The sequence below is a fragment of the Flavobacterium sp. genome (assembly GCF_024305175.1).
GTDB lineage: Bacteria > Bacteroidota > Bacteroidia > Flavobacteriales > Flavobacteriaceae > Flavobacterium.
Genome location: NZ_JAMWYY010000001.1, coordinates 49,631 through 69,869 on the forward strand (window position 1 = coordinate 49,631; position 20,239 = coordinate 69,869).

The 20,239-nt window shown below is 42.1% G+C and carries 18 protein-coding genes; 11 read left to right on the forward strand and 7 right to left on the reverse strand.

The window, feature by feature from the left end; translation table 11 throughout:
- The first annotated feature begins 221 nt into the window (after positions 1–221).
- The 11 genes from Q0K96_RS00210 to Q0K96_RS00260 all read left to right on the forward strand — a co-directional run bounded on the left by Q0K96_RS00210 (position 222) and on the right by Q0K96_RS00260 (position 9,417).
- A complete protein-coding gene (locus tag Q0K96_RS00210; RefSeq protein ID WP_297332025.1) occupies positions 222–968 on the forward strand; it encodes an electron transfer flavoprotein subunit beta/FixA family protein in 747 nt (248 codons plus the stop codon).
- Between the two features lie 94 nt (positions 969–1,062).
- On the forward strand, positions 1,063–2,031 hold the full coding sequence (locus Q0K96_RS00215) for an electron transfer flavoprotein subunit alpha/FixB family protein (protein WP_297332026.1): 969 nt from the start codon (positions 1,063–1,065) through the stop codon (positions 2,029–2,031).
- A 93-nt stretch (positions 2,032–2,124) separates the two neighbouring features.
- Entirely contained in the window at positions 2,125–2,742 is a 618-nt protein-coding gene (locus Q0K96_RS00220; RefSeq protein ID WP_223052987.1) for a bifunctional nuclease family protein, read from the forward strand.
- 223 nt (positions 2,743–2,965) lie between these two features.
- The gene (locus Q0K96_RS00225) at positions 2,966–3,811 is read left to right on the forward strand and encodes a thymidylate synthase (RefSeq protein ID WP_297332027.1); all 846 of its coding nucleotides are present in this window, start codon (positions 2,966–2,968) and stop codon (positions 3,809–3,811) included.
- 33 nt (positions 3,812–3,844) lie between these two features.
- Entirely contained in the window at positions 3,845–4,183 is a 339-nt protein-coding gene (locus Q0K96_RS00230; RefSeq protein WP_297332028.1) for a 2TM domain-containing protein, read from the forward strand.
- Positions 4,183–4,668 (forward strand): dihydrofolate reductase, encoded by a 486-nt coding sequence (locus Q0K96_RS00235; RefSeq protein ID WP_297332029.1) that lies wholly within the window; start codon positions 4,183–4,185, stop codon positions 4,666–4,668. The genes Q0K96_RS00230 and Q0K96_RS00235 overlap by 1 nt, the downstream gene beginning before the upstream one ends.
- Before the next feature lie 11 nt (positions 4,669–4,679).
- Positions 4,680–5,339, forward strand: a complete 660-nt coding sequence (locus tag Q0K96_RS00240) for a heavy metal-binding domain-containing protein (protein ID WP_297332030.1) — start codon at positions 4,680–4,682, stop codon at positions 5,337–5,339.
- Positions 5,336–5,944 carry an alpha-ketoglutarate-dependent dioxygenase AlkB gene (locus tag Q0K96_RS00245; RefSeq protein WP_297332031.1) on the forward strand — a complete coding sequence of 203 codons (609 nt, stop codon included), beginning with the start codon at positions 5,336–5,338 and terminating at the stop codon, positions 5,942–5,944. The genes Q0K96_RS00240 and Q0K96_RS00245 overlap by 4 nt, the downstream gene beginning before the upstream one ends.
- A gap of 88 nt (positions 5,945–6,032) precedes the next feature.
- Positions 6,033–7,154 (forward strand): amidohydrolase, encoded by a 1,122-nt coding sequence (locus Q0K96_RS00250; RefSeq protein WP_297332032.1) that lies wholly within the window; start codon positions 6,033–6,035, stop codon positions 7,152–7,154.
- Positions 7,151–8,296, forward strand: a complete 1,146-nt coding sequence (gene alr, locus Q0K96_RS00255; protein WP_297332033.1) for an alanine racemase — start codon at positions 7,151–7,153, stop codon at positions 8,294–8,296. The genes Q0K96_RS00250 and alr overlap by 4 nt, the downstream gene beginning before the upstream one ends.
- Positions 8,297–8,367: 71 nt before the next feature.
- Positions 8,368–9,417 (forward strand): endonuclease/exonuclease/phosphatase family protein, encoded by a 1,050-nt coding sequence (locus Q0K96_RS00260; RefSeq protein WP_297332034.1) that lies wholly within the window; start codon positions 8,368–8,370, stop codon positions 9,415–9,417.
- A gap of 65 nt (positions 9,418–9,482) precedes the next feature.
- Here the strand turns inward: Q0K96_RS00260 and Q0K96_RS00265 are convergent, their stop codons facing one another.
- The 7 genes from Q0K96_RS00265 to rplK form a co-directional block, all read right to left on the reverse strand.
- Positions 9,483–9,791, reverse strand: a complete 309-nt coding sequence (locus Q0K96_RS00265; protein ID WP_223052978.1) for a DUF3467 domain-containing protein — start codon at positions 9,789–9,791, stop codon at positions 9,483–9,485.
- Positions 9,792–9,795: 4 nt separating this feature from the next.
- Positions 9,796–14,097, reverse strand: coding sequence for a DNA-directed RNA polymerase subunit beta' (rpoC, locus tag Q0K96_RS00270; protein WP_297332035.1), 4,302 nt, complete (start codon positions 14,095–14,097; stop codon positions 9,796–9,798).
- Positions 14,098–14,166: 69 nt separating this feature from the next.
- On the reverse strand, positions 14,167–17,979 hold the full coding sequence (gene rpoB, locus Q0K96_RS00275) for a DNA-directed RNA polymerase subunit beta (RefSeq protein ID WP_297332036.1): 3,813 nt from the start codon (positions 17,977–17,979) through the stop codon (positions 14,167–14,169).
- Between the two features lie 125 nt (positions 17,980–18,104).
- Complete coding sequence (gene rplL / locus Q0K96_RS00280; protein WP_297332037.1) at positions 18,105–18,485, reverse strand: 50S ribosomal protein L7/L12; 381 nt, start codon at positions 18,483–18,485, stop codon at positions 18,105–18,107.
- A gap of 61 nt (positions 18,486–18,546) precedes the next feature.
- Positions 18,547–19,068 carry a 50S ribosomal protein L10 gene (rplJ, locus tag Q0K96_RS00285; protein ID WP_297332038.1) on the reverse strand — a complete coding sequence of 174 codons (522 nt, stop codon included), beginning with the start codon at positions 19,066–19,068 and terminating at the stop codon, positions 18,547–18,549.
- Positions 19,069–19,090: 22 nt separating this feature from the next.
- A complete protein-coding gene (gene rplA / locus Q0K96_RS00290; RefSeq protein ID WP_297332039.1) occupies positions 19,091–19,780 on the reverse strand; it encodes a 50S ribosomal protein L1 in 690 nt (229 codons plus the stop codon).
- A 21-nt stretch (positions 19,781–19,801) separates the two neighbouring features.
- A complete protein-coding gene (gene rplK / locus Q0K96_RS00295) occupies positions 19,802–20,239 on the reverse strand; it encodes a 50S ribosomal protein L11 (RefSeq protein ID WP_297332040.1) in 438 nt (145 codons plus the stop codon).

The following is a 20,239-nucleotide window of genomic DNA, read 5'->3' on the forward strand; positions in this document are numbered from 1 at the left end:
GCCGGGTTACTTATACTTTTACTGAAATGTTTTCAAGTTATTGCAAATACGTTCAAATATTATTAATAACAGCATACGAAACCGTTTTATAAATTCGATGTTCAGAAAAAAGGATTGAATTTTTTACAATAATCAAATTTTATATGCATGCATAGTTTTTTATTCGGAATATTTTATTAATTTCGTAACGGAAAACAATCAACTCCTATAAAACAATAGAAATGAAAATATTAGTTTGCATCAGCCACGTGCCTGATACTACTTCAAAAATCAATTTTACTAACGGAGACAGCGAATTTGACACCAACGGAGTGCAGTTTGTAATTAACCCGAATGATGAGTTCGGGCTTACGCGCGCTATATGGTTCAAAGAACAGCAGGGAGCTAATGTAACCGTGGTTAATGTGGGCGGTACCGATGCCGAAGCCACTCTGCGCAAAGCACTTGCTATTGGCGCTGATGAGGCTATAAGGGTAAATGCTAACCCTACAGACGGTTATTTTGTTGCCAAACAACTTGCCGAAGTGGTAAAAAACGGTTCTTATGACCTTGTTATAGCCGGTAAAGAATCTTTAGATTATAACGGCGGTATGGTACCGGGCATGCTTGCTGCAATGCTGGGTTACGACTTTGTTAACTCATGCATAAAGCTTGATGTTAATGGAACCGATGCTACAGCGGTAAGGGAAATAGACGGCGGTAAAGAAACACTAAGCACAAAACTGCCATTGGTTATAGGCGGACAAAAAGGGCTTGTAGAAGAAAAAGACCTTAAAATACCTAACATGCGCGGTATTATGATGGCGCGCCAAAAACAGCTTAACGTTCTTGAGCCTGTACAGGCAAATAATGCCACCTCAGCCGTTAAGTTTGAAAAGCCTGCTCCAAAATCGGCTGTTAAGCTGATTAGCCCCGATAATCTTGACGAGCTTGTAAACCTGTTGCACAACGAGGCAAAGGTAATTTAATATACCAATATTGATTAATTAGTTAATGTAACAATTGAGGATAATAAAAAGTAATTGATACATTGATATATTAAACCATTAAAAAATTAAAAAAATGTCAATTTTAATATACGCAGAATCGGCAGAGGGCAAATTCAAAAAAACTGCTTTTGAGCTTGCTTCTTATGCTAAAAAAATAGCCGGCGAAGCCGGTACCACCGTTACCGCACTTACTATTAATGCTGCCGACAGTTCAGCGCTTGGCAACTATGATGTAGATAAAGTGCTTAATGTACAAAACGATAAATTAAAATCGTTCAACGCTAAAGCTTATGCCGATGTAATTAAGCAGGCTGCACAAAAAGAAGATGCTAAAATTGTACTTTTCAGCGCTACTACTGATAGCCTTTATACAGCGCCGCTTGTAGCCGTTGCCCTTGAGGCAGGCTATGCAAGCAACGTAGTGGCTTTACCGGAAAGCCTTTCACCTTTCCGCGTTAAGCGTAACGCTTTCTCTAACAAGGCGTTTAATATTACCGAAGTAAATACTGATGTAAAAGTGCTTGCCCTTGCTAAAAACTCTTTTGGCCTTGTTGAGTCGGCTTCATCTCCTTCAACAGAAGATTTTGCACCGTCATTAAACGATAATGATTTTACAGTTAAGGTTGAATCTACCGAAAAGGTAACAGGTAAGGTAACCATTGCAGATGCCGAAGTTGTGGTATCTGGTGGCCGCGGACTAAAAGGCCCGGAAAACTGGGGAATGCTTGAAGATCTTGCACAGGCGTTAGGCGCAGCCACTGCCTGCTCTAAGCCCGTATCTGACCTGGGTTGGAGGCCTCACAGTGAGCACGTAGGCCAGACCGGCAAGCCGGTTGCCAGCAACCTGTATGTGGCAGTAGGTATCAGCGGTGCTATACAGCATATTGCAGGTATAAACTCATCTAAAGTAAAAGTGGTTATAAACTCTGACCCTGATGCGCCTTTCTTTAAAGTTGCAGACTATGGTGTGGTAGGCGATGCTTTTGAAATAGTACCAAAGCTTACAGAAAAAATAAAAGAGTTTAAAGCCAATAACTCATAATTTTATTATAAATTGTGCCCATTAAAGGGCTATCCGCACAGGGATGGTGTATCTTTGGCGGATAGCCTTTTTTAGTTTATCGTAAAGATTAATATGAGCTTAGTAAAACTTAACATTAAAGGGATATCATACAGCCAGACACAAAACGGGGCGTATGCACTAATCCTGAATGAAGTAGACGGAGAACGTAAATTACCAATAGTTATAGGCGCTTTTGAAGCACAAAGCATAGCAATTGCCCTTGAAAAAGAAATTAAGCCGCCAAGGCCGCTAACACATGACCTGTTTAAGAACTTTGCCGACAGGTTTGATATTGCCGTAAAGCAGGTTATCATCCATAAGCTGGTAGATGGCGTTTTCTTTTCGAGCATTATTTGCGAAAGGGATAAAATAGAAGAAATTATAGATGCCCGCACATCTGATGCTATTGCGCTGGCACTTCGATTCAATGCCCCAATTTTTACTTACAAGAACATACTTGATAAAGCCGGTATATACCTTAAAATTAATCCTGAGCCGGAAGGCGAGGGCGAAGAAGGAGCCGATATATTAAGCCAGCCGGAAACCTTTGGCACCGAAACCGTTTCGGGAGAAGGCTACAGCCAGTATAGCCTGCAGGAGCTTAACGAAATGCTGGAAGGCGCAGTGCAGAATGAAGATTATGAAAAAGCCGCAAAAATACGCGATGAAATATCAAAGCGGGAAAGCTGATACAATTTGAAAATTAATCAATTTTAAGATTAGATAATGGAGCTGCTCTTTAAAGGGCAGCTTTTTTGTTGTGGATAAATTGACTCATAAAGAAATTATCTGTAAAGCATAATTGCTGAATATTTTTATATTTTGCAGAATGAAAATTTACAGTAAAAACAACTCATTTGTTGTTGTAGAATTTCATTTTCAAATTTTCAAATTGACTAATTTTCAAATTAAGATGAAGCAATATCACGACTTAGTAAAGCATGTATTGGAGAGCGGCACCCAAAAGGGCGACAGGACAGGGACAGGAACAATAAGCGTGTTTGGCTACCAGATGCGTTTTAACCTCAGTGAAGGCTTCCCCTTGGTAACTACCAAAAAACTGCACCTCAAGTCGATAATACATGAATTGCTCTGGTTTCTTAAAGGTGACACTAACATAAAATACCTTAATGAAAACGGCGTACGCATTTGGGATGAGTGGGCAGATGAAAATGGCAACCTGGGACCTGTTTACGGTCACCAGTGGCGCAACTGGGACAGCCGCGAAATAGACCAGATTACAGAGCTTATAGAAACGCTGAAAACGAACCCTAACAGCCGCCGTATGCTCGTGAGTGCATGGAACCCCGGTGTACTGCCGGATACTTCAAAATCGTTTGCTGAAAATGTGGCCGAAGGCAAAGTGGCGCTACCACCCTGCCATGCATTTTTCCAGTTTTATGTAGCCCCTGCCGATAAAGACGGTGGCAAGCCAAAGCTATCATGCCAGCTATACCAGCGTAGCGCCGATATATTTTTAGGCGTACCTTTCAATATAGCTTCATACGCCCTGCTTACCATGATGATAGCACAGGTTTGCGATATGGAACCAGGCGATTTTATTCACACATTTGGAGATGCACACATATACAACAACCATATAGAGCAGTTGCAGCTACAGCTATCGCGCGAACCGCGCCCGCTGCCGCAAATGATACTGAATCCAGAGGTTAAGGATATCTTTAGTTTTACGTATGATGATTTTACATTGGTAAATTATGACCCGCACCCGCACATAAAAGGTGCAGTTGCTGTATAATTTTTTTCATTATCTTTAGGTAAAAACCAACGTATGGAAAAAAACCAACAGCAATTGTATGAGTATGCCCGAAAGCGGGTAAAGCAGAAAAAACGGGTTTACCTGCATTTTATCCTCTTTTTTGTAGGGAGTATTTTTTTATACATTATCAACAAATGGCTCAATGTTCGCGAAGAGTACAACTGGTACCTGTGGGCCATAACTGCCTGGGCATTTTTGTTTATCATGCACTTTATAAAGATTTTTGTTATTGAGAGCTTTATAAATAAAAAGTGGGAACAGGAGCAGATTGAAAAGCTGGTGGCCCGCCAGGAGCGCCGCATAGGCCAGTTGGAAAAGAAAATAGAAAGCGATAACAATAACCAGCAGTAATGACGATTACCCTTATAGCGGCGGCAGCCGAAAACAATGCTTTAGGTAAAGACAACCAGATGGTATGGCACCTGCCTGATGATTTTAAACGGTTTAAAAAGTTAACTACAGAACACCATATCATTATGGGGCGTAAAACGCTGGAAAGCATGAATGGCCCGCTGCCCAACCGTACTAACATTGTTATTACCCGCCAAAAAGATTTTACCTATGAAGGCTGCACCATAGTGCACAGCCTTAATGAAGCCCTTGCTGCCTGCCCGCAGGATGAGGAGGTTTTTATAGTAGGCGGTGGCGAAATTTACAAACAGGCTATTGACCGGGCTGATAAAATAGAACTTACACGTGTGCATACAACAGTTGATGCCGATGCTTACTTTCCTGAAATTGATGAAAGCAAATGGCAGCTTGTAAGCGAAGAATATCATCCAAAAGATGAAAAGCATAAATTGGATTTTACTTATATAACATGGATAAAAGAGTAATTTAAAAGGGTATGAGTGAATTAAAGGAATGTCCTAATTGTAATAATAAAATTAAGGGCGGTATTTTTAATAGTAATAACTTCTTATCAGAAGAAAAAGTAGCAATAATTAATGTCTATCATGACAAAAAATCTAATTCCTACTGTGATAAATGTGGTGATGAATTATTTGTAAAATATAAAAATGCACTGTTGAAAGAAAAAAAGCAGTTAAAAGAGAAGTTTTTATCTATCATTAATTCTATACCTGTAATTACTACACATTCTCCTCTTAATTGGAACTACGAAATAATAGATATGGTTACTGCACAATCATCAACTGGCACAGGTGTTTTAACAGAACTTTCATCTTCATTTAGTGATTTTTTCGGAATGCAATCTGACAGACTTTCGAATAAAATAAAACATGGTGAAGACCTTTGTTTTTCAAAATTAAGGAAAAGAGTTTTAGATGTTGGTGGAAATGCAGTCATAGCCACAGATGTTGATTATTCGGAAATAGGTGGGGATAAGGGAATTTTAATGGTTTGCATGGGAGGAACAGCTATTAAATTGTTAAATACTGATATACTTGGAAAGGAGCGCGAGGAACACTTAAGCATAATTGAAGAAATAAATGCAAGGATTTTATTTCTTGAGAAATATAATTTAGCTAGTTACGAAGCGGTATGAACCTCTTCTCCCCCGAAAATCCGAAAGATGATAACCTGCTGCCTTATGATGGTGTGGTTAATTATTTTGGTGCCATATTTAAAAAAGAAGAGGCTGATTTCTATTTAGAGAAACTACTCAATACTATAGAGTGGCGTAATGATGAAGCTATTATTTTTGGTAAGCTCATTACCACCAAACGCAAAGTAGCCTGGTATGCCGAGCAACCCTTTGAATATACCTACAGCAAAGTCACCAAACGCGCACTACCGTTCACCAAAGAGCTGTCAGAACTTAAAGCCACTACCGAAAAACTTACCGGTGAAACTTACAACTCCTGCCTTTTAAACCTGTACCACGATGGCAACGAAGGTATGGCCTGGCACAGCGATGGCGAAAAAGACCTGAAGAAGAATGGGGCAATTGGTTCCCTCAGCTTTGGAGCAACCCGTAAATTCGCTTTTAAGCACAAGCAGACTAAAGAAACGGTTTCGGTGGTTTTAGAACACGGCAGCCTGTTGGTAATGAAAGATACCACCCAAACCCATTGGCTGCACCGCCTTCCCCCTACCAAAACTGTAAACAGCCCGCGCGTAAATCTTACCTTCAGGACAATCGTGCGTTAGTAATACTTCTATCGCTTTTAATTTAATAACCCGCTACGCTTTTGCGGCTGCCTGTTTTTTAGTATCTTGAGAAAAACTAAAATTCAGCATGGAAGAACTTACCACAATACGGCACTACCTGCACCGCCACCCCGAAGTTTCACAAAACGAATATAAAACACAGGAGTACCTTTTAGGGTTATTGGAAAAGCTTGACACTGACAGCATTCAAAAAACAGCCAACACAGGGATATTAGTAACTTTTAAAGGACAGTCACCCGGTAAAAACATACTACTCCGTGCCGATATTGATGCCCTGCCGATACAGGAAACTATTACCACGGTATATAAATCGGTAACCAATGGTGTTTCCCACAAATGCGGGCACGATGGGCACAGCACTATACTGTATGGCGTAGCAAAGCACTTTTCAGCTAACAGGCCGCAACAAGGTAATGTGTACCTGCTTTTTCAGCCTGCCGAAGAAAACGGCTGGGGTGCAAGGAATGTAGTTGCCGATGGTTTCTTAAACAAACTGGATATTGATTTTGTATTCGCCCTGCACAACCTGCCGGGTTTTTCAACGCATACTATTGTGTGTAAAACAGGCAGCTTTACATCGAGCGTGGTGAGCATTGCCGCATTCTTTAAGGGTTATACAGCGCATGCCGCAGAACCGTGGAACGGGCGTAATCCGGCTGCTGCCATGGGCAGGTATATGCTAAAGGCATTAGAGCTGAATCATGAAGATAAGCCTGCCTATGTTACCGTAACACCTGTACATACCCAAATGGGTGAAAAGGCTTACGGAATTTCGGCAGGAGAAGGCGAAGTACACCTTACCGTGCGTGCCGATAGTAATGACAGGCTGGACAACGCCATAGAGCAGCTCAAACAATTTGCTACTGATGAAGCAGAGAAGGAAGCGCTTGAGGTAAGCTTTGAAATGATAGAACCTTTTGAGTCGAACCAAAATGACACTAAGGCGGTTGCTATAATAAAAAAGGCTGCCATTTCAAATAATTTGGTTTATGAGGATATTGCAGAAGGATTCCGCTTTGGCGAAGATTTCGGGATCTTTACAAACATCTGGCCCGGGGCTATGTTTGGTGTAGGCTCGGGTAAGGACTGCTATCCACTGCACCACCCGGCTTACGACTATCCTGACGAAATAACCGCTACAGGAATTAAAATGTTTATACAAATACAGAAAGAAGCACAACAGGCATGAATGAATCTTCGGTTATAACCCTCAATAAAGAAGCATTACAAACCAACTGGAATTTTTTAAGAAGCTATTTTAAAGGTACCAAAATAAGTGCAGTGGTAAAAGGAAATGCATACGGCCACGGCATCAACGTGTATGTTCCGTTAGCAGAAGCCTGTGGTGTAAACCATTTCTCGGTTTTTAATGCAGAAGAGGCAAGAGCTGTTTTTAATGTAGCTTCGGCCGATACAACTATTATGATAATGGGTTCTGTAAAATATTCCGACATGGAATGGTGCATCAGCAACAACATAGAATTTTATGTTTTTACAGAGGAAAGGTTATCAGCAACATTACAATCGGCAAAACAACTTGGTAAGAAAGCGCTCATCCATATAGAAGTTGAAACCGGCATGTACCGCACCGGTTTTGAATTGGAAAAAATACCCGCCCTGATAAAAGTGCTCGAAGAGCAAAAAGAATACCTAACATTCAGGGGGCTATGCACACACTTTGCAGGAGCCGAAAGCATCGCCAACCATGTACGCATTAAAAAGCAAAAAAGGCTGTTTAAAAAAGCCCTGTCGTCTTTCAGGGAAGCAGGACTAGAGCCACAGATAATACATACCTGCTGTTCGGCAGCGGCAGTGCGTATGCCCGATATGCATTATGATATGCTGCGCATAGGTATTATGCAGTATGGCTTTTGGTCGGGCCCGGAAGTGCTGGTAGAATACCTGAGCAAGCACAAAACAGATGTTTCGCCATTAAAGCGTATAATAAGGTGGGAGAGCAGCATTATGAGCCTAAAGCATGTACCGCCCGGCGAATATATCGGCTATGGTACATCTTTCTTTTCGCATGAAGCCATGACGCTTGCCATTATACCTATTGGCTATGCACACGGGTTTAGCCGAAGCCTAAGCAACATGGGTATTGTGCTGGTAAATGGCAGGCGTGCGCCTGTAACCGGAACTGTAAACATGAACTGTATAGCTGTAGATGTTACCAATATACCCAACGTTACTACTGATGATGACGTAGTGCTTATTGGCACACAAGGCGAACAGGAAATTTCTGTTGCCTCTTTCGGCGAACGGAGCAGCCAGCTTAATTATGAATTGCTAACAAGACTGCCACAGGATATAGAAAGAAAAGTAGTGTGAGAATAGTTTTATAAAAGCAATAACATTTAGTATGCGTTCTGATTGTTATCTTTAAAGCAAATAAAACAACCGTGAACACCATCCTTATAGCTTTTACCGCACTGCTGGTGCTTTTCTCTGTAATGGCACTTATACGTAATGATTACTGGACCTTTAGGATGTTTGATTATCCGAGGCTTCAAAAATTCACGCTTTCCATCATCTGCCTGGGGCTGCTTCTTTACTTTTACAATGGTTCCGGCACTTTATACTGGGTGCTTACAGGTATAGTTACTGTCAACACTATTTACCTGCTTTACCTGATACTCCCTTTTACCATCTTAGGTAAAAAACAGGTTTATAAAGCAAAAAGCTATAACGGTGACAGCAGCATAAGTATTATGATCTCTAATGTTTATCAGGATAATAAAAATTACAAAGGCTGTCTCGAAGAGATAGAAAAGGCTAACCCTGATATTGTGTTCCTGCTGGAGACTGATGAAAAATGGGAAAAAGCTGTAAGCCCATTATTAGAGGATAAATATGAATATACTGTAAAAGCAGCAAAAGATAATACCTATGGTATGCTGCTTTTTTCTAAGCTTGAACTTAAGGACGATAAAATATCTTATCTGGTAGAGGATGATGTTCCGTCAATACATACAAAAGTAGTGATGAAAGACGGGAATGAAGTAGTGCTGCACGGTGTACACCCCACCCCACCCGTGCCAAACGAAAATGTGCGCAGCACAGAACGAGATAAGGAATTGCTTTTGGTAGCTGATATGGCAAAGGAGGAAGAACTACCTGTAGTAGTTATTGGCGACCTTAATGATGTAGCGTGGAGCCATACCACAGAACTCTTCCTTAAAATGAGCGGACTGCTCGACCCACGCCGTGGCAGGGGCTTCTTTAACTCTTTTCATGCAAAATACCCCTTTATGCGTTTCCCGCTTGATCATGCCTTTATATCGCCTGATTTTAAGCTGAACCGCATTAAAAGGCTCGACAGTTTTGGGTCTGACCACTTCCCTATCTTTATTGACATACAATATGATCCACAGGCTGACAAAGAGCAAAAGCCGATGTATGCCGATAGTGATGATACAGAGGAAGCACAGGAAAAGAAAGCGAAAACATAAGCCCCCTTTTAACAGTAATAAAAAACCCACTCTTTCGAGTGGGTTTTATTTTATAATCTGATTTCCTAAGCCTGTCCGGCAGGGCCGAAGCTAAGCGGAAGCGGGGCCTGCTCACTTTCCTGAATAGCGCCATGTGCACTTTCAAAACGGTGAATGTTTTCTCCTAATGCCTTAAGCAGCCTTTTGGCATGCTGTGGCGTTAACACAATGCGCGATTTAACTTTAGCTTTAGGAGCACCCGGCATAATCGAAACGAAATCTACCACAAATTCTGAAGCAGAATGATTGATGATGGCAAGGTTGCTGTATGTGCCTTCGGCTGTTTTCTCGTCCAGTTCAATATTGATCTGTCCCTGTTGCTTTTGTTCACTCATTGTATTAATAGTTTACTTCCTCTGTATTAGGAATTAATAATTCACTTAGTTCTTCTTTAGAGCCTACAATAATGTTATCATATTCCCTCATACCTGTACCTGCAGGTATCCTGTGTCCTACAATAACGTTCTCTTTAAGGCCTTCAAGAGTATCTATCTTACCGGCTACGGCAGCCTCGTTAAGTACTTTTGTTGTTTCCTGGAACGATGCCGCAGAAATAAACGATTTGGTTTGAAGCGATGCCCTTGTAATACCCTGTAGTATAGGTGTAGCCGTTGCCGGTATTACATCTCTTGCTACCACAAGGTTCTGGTCGTTACGCTTAAGCAGGGAGTTTTCGTCCCTAAGCTCGCGTGGCGTAACAATCTGGCCCGGTTTAAGGTTTGCAGAATCGCCTGCATCCTCAACCACCTTCATTCCATATAGTTTATCATTCTCCTCGATAAAGTCGCTGGTGTGTGCCAACTGGTCTTCAAGGAATAGCGTGTCACCCGGATCCTGTATCTGTACCTTACGCATCATCTGGCGAATTACAACCTCAAAGTGCTTATCGTTGATTTTTACACCCTGAAGGCGGTAAACCTCCTGAATTTCGTTTACAAGGTACTGCTGTACTGAAGACGGCCCCTGTATCCTAAGGATATCCTCAGGAGTAATAGCACCGTCAGAAAGTGGCATACCGGCCCTTACAAAGTCATTTTCCTGTACCAGTATCTGGTTAGAAAGCTTTACAAGGTACTTCTTGATTTCACCAAATTTAGATTCGATGATAATCTCGCGGTTACCCCTCTTGATTTTACCGAATGACACCACACCGTCAATTTCTGATACTACGGCAGGGTTACTTGGGTTACGTGCTTCAAGAAGCTCAGTAATCCTTGGTAAACCACCGGTAATATCACCTGCTTTAGATGAACGCCTTGGTATCTTAACAAGTACTTTACCTGATTTAATCTTCTCACCGTTATCTACCATAAGGTGGGCACCCACCGGCAGGTTGTAAGAACGGATAAGTTCACCGTCATTACCATAAATAAGAAGCGTTGGTATAAGTTTCTTGTTCCTTGATTCAGAGATTACCTTTTCCTGGAAACCTGTCTGTTCGTCAATTTCAACAACGAAAGATTGTCCCTGTTCGATATCTTCATAAGCTACCTTACCTGTGTATTCAGAAATAATTACACCGTTATAAGGGTCCCACTTACACACTGTTGTACCCTGGTCTACCACTTGTCCGTCTTTCACGTAAATGCTAGAACCGTAAGGTATGTTGTGTGTGTTAAGTACAATACCTGTATTTTCGTCGACAAGTTTAAGCTCTGTAGAACGCGATATTACAATATCGGTTTCATTACCTTCGTTGTCTTCTCCTTTAACTGTTTTAAGGTCTTCAATTTCAAGCCTACCTTTAAATTTGGTAATAATGCTTGATTCTTCAGAAATGTTACCTGCTGTACCACCCACGTGGAAGGTACGAAGCGTTAGCTGTGTACCCGGCTCACCGATAGACTGTGCTGCAATTACACCAACAGCCTCACCCTTCTGGGTCATTTTTCCGGTGGCAAGGTTACGCCCGTAACACTTGGCACAAATACCTTGTTTTGCCTCACAGGTAAGCGGAGAACGCACTTCTACCCTTTCTATAGGTGCTGCACTAATCCTTCTTACTTCTGCTTCAGTTATCTGGTTTCCTGCTTCAACAAGCACTTCGCTTGTAAGCGGGTTAACCACATCCTGAAGGGCAACACGGCCTAATATCCTTTCGCCAAGGCTTTCTACAACCTCTTCGTTCTTTTTAAGTGCCGTAACCTCTATACCCCTTAATGTACCGCAATCTACTGTGTTTACAATAACATCCTGCGAAACATCATGAAGTCTCCTGGTAAGGTAACCCGCGTCAGCCGTTTTAAGAGCCGTATCCGCAAGACCTTTACGCGCACCGTGGGTAGAGATAAAGTATTCAAGAATCGAAAGACCTTCCTTAAAGTTAGAAAGAATCGGGTTCTCGATAATTTCTCCACCGCCGGCAGTAGATTTTTTAGGCTTAGCCATCAAACCACGCATACCGGTTAACTGGCGTATCTGTTCTTTACTACCCCTCGCCCCGGAGTCAAGCATCATATATACCGAGTTGAAACCTTGCTGGTCTTCACGAATGTTCTTCATGGCAAGCTCTGTAAGCAAAGCATTGGTAGAAGTCCACACGTCAATTACCTGGTTGTAACGCTCGTTGTTGGTTATAAGACCCATGTTATAGTTCATGGTAATAGCCTCAACCTGAGAGTTTGCATCGGCAATAAGTTCCTGTTTCCTGTCCGGGATAATAATATCTCCCAAGCTGAAAGATAAACCACCCTGGAATGCAAAGCGGTAACCCATGTCTTTCATGCTGTCAAGGAATGCTGCCGTTGTAGGCACATCGGTAACACTTAAAATTTTACCGATAACATCCCTTAACGATTTCTTGGTAAGAACTTCATTAATATATCCTGCAGCTTCAGGCACCACTTCGTTAAACAGTACCCTACCGGCTGTAGTTTGTATTATTTTGTAAACAAGCTCACCTTTATCATTAAAGTCTTTTGCACGTACTTTTACACGGGCGTTAAGGTGAAGCCTGCCCTCATTAAGGGCAATATTAACCTCTTCTGCCGAGTAGAAAGTAAGGCCTTCGCCTTTAATTTTATTCTCTTCTGTGCTAAGGCGCTCTTTGGTCATATAATATAGACCAAGTACCATGTCCTGAGAAGGTACGGTAATAGGCGCACCATTAGCAGGGTTAAGGATATTGTGAGAAGCAAGCATCAATAGCTGTGCCTCTAATATAGCCTCAGGCCCAAGCGGAAGGTGTACCGCCATCTGGTCACCGTCAAAGTCGGCGTTAAATGCCGTACATACCAACGGGTGAAGCTGTATCGCCTTACCTTCAATTAGTTTCGGCTGGAAAGCCTGAATACCAAGACGGTGAAGCGTAGGGGCCCTGTTTAGCAGTACAGGGTGTCCTTTAATTACATTTTCAAGGATGTCCCAAACTACGGGCTCTTTTTTATCTATTATTTTTTTAGCCGATTTTACCGTTTTAACGATTCCGCGCTCTATAAGCTTACGGATAACAAACGGCTTGTAAAGCTCGGCAGCCATATCTTTTGGAAGACCACACTCAAATAACTTAAGTTCCGGTCCTACAACAATTACCGAACGTGCTGAATAGTCAACACGCTTACCAAGCAGGTTTTGACGGAAACGTCCCTGCTTACCTTTCAGTGAATCTGAAAGCGATTTAAGCGGCCTGTTGCTTTCTGTTTTAACAGCAGAAGCTTTCCTTGTGTTATCAAAAAGCGAGTCTACAGATTCCTGAAGCATACGCTTTTCGTTACGAAGGATAACCTCTGGGGCTTTAATTTCCATCAACCTTTTTAAACGGTTGTTACGGATAATAACCCTGCGGTAAAGGTCATTAAGGTCAGATGTTGCAAAACGTCCGCCATCAAGCGGCACAAGCGGGCGAAGCTCTGGCGGTATAACAGGTATTACCTTTAATATCATCCACTCAGGGCGGTTCTCCCTGTTCATGTTGCTCTCACGGAACGACTCTACCACCTGTAGCCTTTTAAGGGCTTCTGTTTTACGTTGCTTAGAAGTCTCGGTATTGGCACTGTGGCGCAGGTCATAAGACAACTGATCAAGGTCAATACGCGCTAATAAGTCCATGATACACTCAGCACCCATCTTAGCGATAAACTTATTAGGGTCGTTGTCATCAAGGTATTGGTTTTCCATCGGAAGAGAATCCACGATATTCAGGTACTCTTCTTCTGTCAAAAAGTCTAATGCATTTAGTGCTTCCCCGTCGGGCCCTTTGGCAATACCCGGCTGTATAACTACATACCTTTCATAGTATATAATCATATCCAGCTTTTTAGAAGGCAGCCCAAGAAGGTAACCAATTTTATTTGGTAACGAACGGAAATACCAGATATGTGCAATAGGCACAACAAGATTGATGTGGCCTACCCTGTCGCGTCGAACTTTCTTTTCAGTAACTTCTACACCGCAACGGTCGCAAACGATACCCTTATAACGTATCCTTTTGTACTTACCGCAGGCACACTCAAAATCTTTAACCGGGCCAAAAATACGCTCGCAAAACAAGCCATCCCTTTCCGGTTTATGGGTACGATAGTTAATGGTTTCGGGTTTAAGAACCTCACCTCTCGACTCAGCCAGGATAGACTCCGGCGAAGCCAGTCCTATTGAGATCTGGTTAAATCTTTTAACCGTATTTTTATCTTTTAATCTCGTCATGATACAGATCTATCGATTTATTAAAAACAGTATATAGGGAGTGGCGCATGGCACCACTCCCGTGTAAATTTATTCTTCTAACCTGATGTCGAGGCCAAGACCTTTCAGTTCGTGCATCAACACGTTGAAAGATTCAGGCAGGCCAGGTTCCGGCATGGTTTCTCCCTTAACGATACTCTCGTAAGTTTTAGCCCTTCCGATAACGTCATCCGATTTAACGGTAAGTATCTCCCTAAGCGTGCTTGATGCGCCATAAGCTTCAAGTGCCCACACCTCCATCTCACCAAAACGCTGGCCACCAAACTGTGCCTTACCTCCAAGAGGCTGTTGCGTAATAAGTGAGTACGGACCGATAGAACGCGCGTGCATTTTATCATCTACCATGTGGCCAAGCTTAAGCATATAGATTACACCCACAGTTGCCGGCTGGTGGAAACGCTCTCCTGTACCACCATCATATAGATAAGTGTGACCAAAGCGCGGTATTCCTGCCTCATCTGTAAGTTCATTTATCTGATCAAGAGATGCACCGTCAAAAATAGGTGTTGCAAATTTCTTGCCTAACTTAAGACCTGCCCAGCCCAATACAGTTTCATATATCTGGCCAATGTTCATACGCGATGGTACACCCAGCGGGTTAAGAACAATATCAACAGGTGTTCCGTCTTCAAGGAAAGGCATATCCTCTGCTCGAACTATTTTTGCAACAATACCTTTGTTACCGTGGCGTCCCGCCATCTTGTCACCTACCTTAAGTTTACGCTTCTTGGCAATATAAACTTTTGCCAGTTTAAGGATACCGCTTGGAAGTTCGTCACCCACCGTAATGGTAAATTTCTCCCTCCTTAGCGCACCCTGAAGGTCGTTTAGCTTAATCTTGTAGTTGTGGATAAGGTCGTTAACCATTGCATTGGTTTCATCATCCGTTGTCCACTGCCCTTTGGTAAGGTGAGCAAAATCTTCAACAGCATAAAGCATTTTCTGGGTAAACTTCTTGCCTTTTGGCAGTACTTCTTCGCCCAGGTCATTCATTACACCCTGAGATGTTTTACCGTTAACAATATCAAACAACTTATCAATAAGTTTGTCCTTAAGTTCATTAAACTTAACTTCAAACTCCATTTCAAGCTTGGTTAAATCGTCTTTATCTTTTGTGCGCTTGCGCTTATCTTTCACAGCACGGGCAAAAAGTTTTTTATCAAGAACCACACCGTGTAATGACGGAGAAGCTTTTAATGAAGCATCTTTAACGTCGCCCGCCTTGTCTCCGAATATTGCACGAAGAAGCTTTTCTTCCGGTGTCGGGTCGCTTTCACCCTTAGGTGTAATCTTACCAATAAGGATGTCACCAGGCTTAACCTCGGCACCAATCCTTATCATACCATTCTCGTCAAGGTCTTTTGTTGCCTCTTCCGATACGTTTGGTATGTCATTGGTAAGCTCTTCATTACCCAGTTTGGTATCCCTCACTTCAAGCGAGTAATCATCAACGTGGATAGAAGTAAAGATATCATCGCGAACTACTTTTTCAGAGATCACGATAGCATCCTCAAAGTTATAACCTTTCCATGGCATGAATGCCACCTGAAGGTTACGGCCCAGAGCAAGCTCACCATTTTGCGTAGCATAGCCTTCGCAAAGAACCTGGCCCGGCACTACCCTGTCGCCTCTTCTTACAATTGGCTTAAGGTTAATACTTGTGCTCTGGTTGGTTTTCCTGAACTTGATAAGCTGGTATGTTTTCTCGTCCGTGTCAAAGCTCACGCTGCGCTCACGGTCGGTCCTGTCATATTTAATGGTAATCTTGTTGGCATCAACATACTCAACAACGCCATGCCCTTCGGCATTAATAAGCACCCTTGAATCTGAAGCTACCTGTCTTTCCAGGCCTGTTCCCACAATTGGCGCCTCAGGGCGTAAAAGCGGTACTGCCTGGCGCATCATGTTACTTCCCATCAATGCGCGGTTCGCGTCATCGTGCTCAAGGAAAGGAATCAGTGATGCAGAGATAGATGCAATCTGGTTAGGGGCAACGTCAGTATAATGTACTACTGTCGGCTCCACTACCGGGAAGTCGCCTTCCTCACGGGCAATTACCCTTTCGGCAGTAATTTCACCACTATCACTCATCTCAATGTTAGCCTGCGCTATCATCTTGCCTTCTTCTTCTTCAGCGCTCAGGTAAATAGGTTCCGACTGTAAATCTACTTTACCGTTCTCAACCTTGCGGTACGGCGTTTCGATAAAGCCCATACCATTTACCTTAGCATATACACCAAGAGAAGAGATAAGACCGATGTTAGGTCCTTCAGGCGTTTCTATCGGGCAAAGGCGTCCGTAATGTGTATAGTGAACGTCTCGAACCTCGAAACCTGCCCTTTCCCTTGAAAGACCGCCCGGACCTAAAGCAGAAAGCCTCCTTTTGTGGGTAATCTCTGCAAGAGGATTTGTCTGGTCCATAAACTGCGAAAGCTGGTTAGTACCAAAGAACGAGTTTATTACAGATGAAAGCGTTTTGGCATTAATAAGGTCTATCGGGGTAAATACCTCGTTATCCCTTACGTTCATACGCTCACGGATGGTTCTTGCCATACGGGCAAGGCCCACGCCAAACTGAGCTGAAAGCTGCTCGCCCACTGTTCTTACCCTACGGTTAGAAAGGTGGTCTATATCATCAATCTCAGCTTTAGAGTTTATAAGCTCTATCAAATATTTTACAATGGTAATAATATCCTCTTTGGTAAGCACCTGCTTTTCCATAGGGATATCAAGACCAAGCTTTTTGTTCATCCTGTAACGGCCCACTTCACCAAGGTTGTAGCGCTGGTCTGAGAAGAACAATTTATCTATAATACCGCGGGCAGTTTCCTCATCAGGTGGTTCTGCGTTACGCAGCTGACGGTAAATATGCTCTACGGCTTCTTTTTCCGAGTTTGTAGGGTCTTTTTGTAAAGTGTTGTGGATAATAGCATAATCTGCCTGGTTATTATCCTCTTTATGAAGGAGTATCGTTTTTACATTAGAGTCGATAATTTCCTCAACATTGTCCTTGTCGATTATAGTATCCCTGTCTAATATAATTTCGTTACGCTCTATAGAAACAACTTCACCTGTATCTTCGTCAACAAAGTCTTCATGCCATGTGTTTAGCACACGTGCAGCAAGCCTCCTGCCGATATACTTTTTAAGACCTGTTTTAGAAACCTTTATCTCTTCTGCAAGATCAAAAATTTCAAGGATGTCTTTATCCCTTTCAAAACCGATAGCTCTGAACAATGTGGTAACAGGTAGTTTTTTCTTCCTGTCGATATACGCATACATCACATTGTTTATATCTGTAGCAAATTCAATCCAAGAACCTTTAAAAGGTATTACCCTTGCAGAGTAAAGTTTTGTTCCGTTAGCGTGGAACGACTGGCCAAAGAATACACCGGGCGACCTGTGTAGCTGCGATACAACAACACGCTCTGCACCGTTGATAACAAAAGTACCGCTTGGAGTCATGTATGGGATAGTCCCCAAGTATACATCCTGTACAATTGTCTCAAAATCTTCATGCTCGGGGTCGGTACAATACAGCTTAAGCCTTGCTTTAAGCGGCACGCTGTACGTAAGTCCCCTGTCTATACACTCCTCAATTGTATAACGTGGCGGATCAACAAAATAATCAAGGAACTCCAGTACAAACTGATTTCTTGTATCAGTAATCGGAAAGTTTTCCATGAAGGTTAGGTAAAGACCTTCGTTGCCTCTTTCATCCGATTTGGTTTCCAGCTGGAAAAAATCCTTAAAGGATTTTACCTGTATGTCCAGGAAATCCGGATAATCAGGGATGTTTTTTGTAGAGGCAAAATTTAATCTTTCAGTCTGATTTGTTATCATCAATGGACAAAATTTTGATTAAAGTAATATATAGAGAACGTATAACAGGTTATTATACGAAAAATGGTTTAGGCCTTTGAGACATTTCTCAAGGCCTAAACCTAGAATTTTTAACCTAAGATGGCTTATTTAAGCTCAACTACAGCTCCGGCTTCTTCTAGAGATTTTTTAAGGCCTTCTGCCTCATCTTTAGATACACCTTCTTTTACGTTTTGTGGAGCACCGTCTACTAAATCTTTAGCCTCTTTAAGACCAAGACCTGTAAGTTCTTTAACTGCTTTAACAACAGCTAGTTTAGAAGCACCAGCTTCTTTAAGAACTACTGTAAATTCAGTTTGCTCTTCAGCAGCAGCACCTTCACCACCACCAGCAGCAGGACCTGCTACAGCTACAGCAGCAGCTGCAGGCTCGATACCATACTCATCTTTTAATATTGTAGCTAGTTCGTTAACTTCTTTTACAGTTAGGTTAACAAGTTGCTCTGCGAATTGTTTCAAATCTGCCATTTTTCTATCGATTTAAAAAAGTTTGTAATATATAATTTATTAAGTGCGTACTCGCCATTCATTACCCTTCTCTCTCGGATAATGTTTTTACTAAACCTGCTATTATGCCGCCACCCGATTTAAGGGCAGAGATAACATTTTTGGCAGGAGACTGAAGGATACCAACAATTTCGCCGATAACTTCTTCTTTAGATTTAAGGCTAACAAGAGCATCAAGCTGGTTGTCGCCGATAAATACCGCTTCGTGAATGTAAGCACCTTTTAAAAGTGGCTTATCAGACTTTTTACGGAATTCTTTAATTACTTTTGCAGGAGCGTTACCGTTCTCTGCAATCATTATAGAAGTGTTTCCTTTAAGAATAGAAGGCAGGTCGCCATAGTTATTCTCAGAAGTAGCCATTGCTTTTTCAAGCAGGGTGTTCTTTACCACTTCAAGCTTAATACCTGCTTTAAAGCAAGCCCTCCTTAAGTTAGAAGTACTCTCTGCATCAAGCCCCGAAATATCTGCAACGTAAACAACGTTAGTATCGGCCAACTGTGCAGTTAAATCTTCAATAACTCTTGATTTTTCTTCTCTGGTCATAATAAATATTTTTAACTACCAATTATACCGCTTTAGGATCTAAAGCAATAGCCGGGCTCATGGTACTAGAGATATGAATACTCTTAATATATGTACCTTTAGCAGCAGTTGGTTTAAGTTTAATTAAAGTTTGGATTATTTCGTGAGCGTTATCAGATATTTTATCAGCATCAAATGATACTTTTCCTATACCTGCGTGTACTATACCGGTTTTATCAACTTTAAAGTCTATTTTACCGGCTTTAACTTCGCCAACAGCCTTACCCACTTCCATGGTTACGGTACCTGTTTTAGGGTTCGGCATAAGGCCGCGAGGACCAAGAATCCTACCAAGAGGACCAAGCTTACCCATTACTGCAGGCATGGTAATGATAACATCAACATCTGTCCAGCCGTCTTTAATTTTCTGAAGGTACTCATCAAGGCCAACAAAGTCAGCTCCTGCAGCTTTAGCTTCAGCTTCTTTATCCGGAGTTACAAGGGCAAGAACCCTTACATCTTTACCTGTTCCGTGAGGAAGCGTTACAACGCCCCTTACCATCTGGTTCGCTTTTCTTGGGTCTACACCAAGGCGAACAGCGATGTCTACAGACTCATCAAATTTTGCAGAAGCAATCTCTTTAATCAATGCAGAAGCATCTTTTAGAGAGTATAGTTTGTTCTTCTCAATTTTTGAAGCAGCCTCTTTCTGTTTTTTTGTCAATTTTGCCATTTCTTCTTTGTCTTTTTTCGATTAAAAAGGAGCAGTTCCTGATACTGTTATACCCATAGACCTCGCTGTACCGGCAACCATGCTCATTGCTTTCTCTATCGTGAAAGCATTTAGGTCGGCCATTTTGTCTTCAGCAATAGTCCTGATCTGATCCCAGGTAACGCTTGCTACTTTTTTACGGTTTGGTTCTCCTGAACCTGACTTAAGTTTGGCAGCCTCCATTAACTGTACTGCAGCTGGTGGAGTTTTAACAACAAAATCAAAAGATTTGTCTTTGTAAACAGTGATTTGCACTGGTAATATTTTGCCGGGTTTATCCTGGGTCCTAGCATTAAATTGCTTACAGAACTCCATAATGTTAACCCCAGCAGCTCCCAAAGCAGGTCCAACCGGCGGCGATGGATTCGCGGCGCCTCCCTTAACTTGTAATTTAACTACTTTACTAATTTCTTTAGCCAT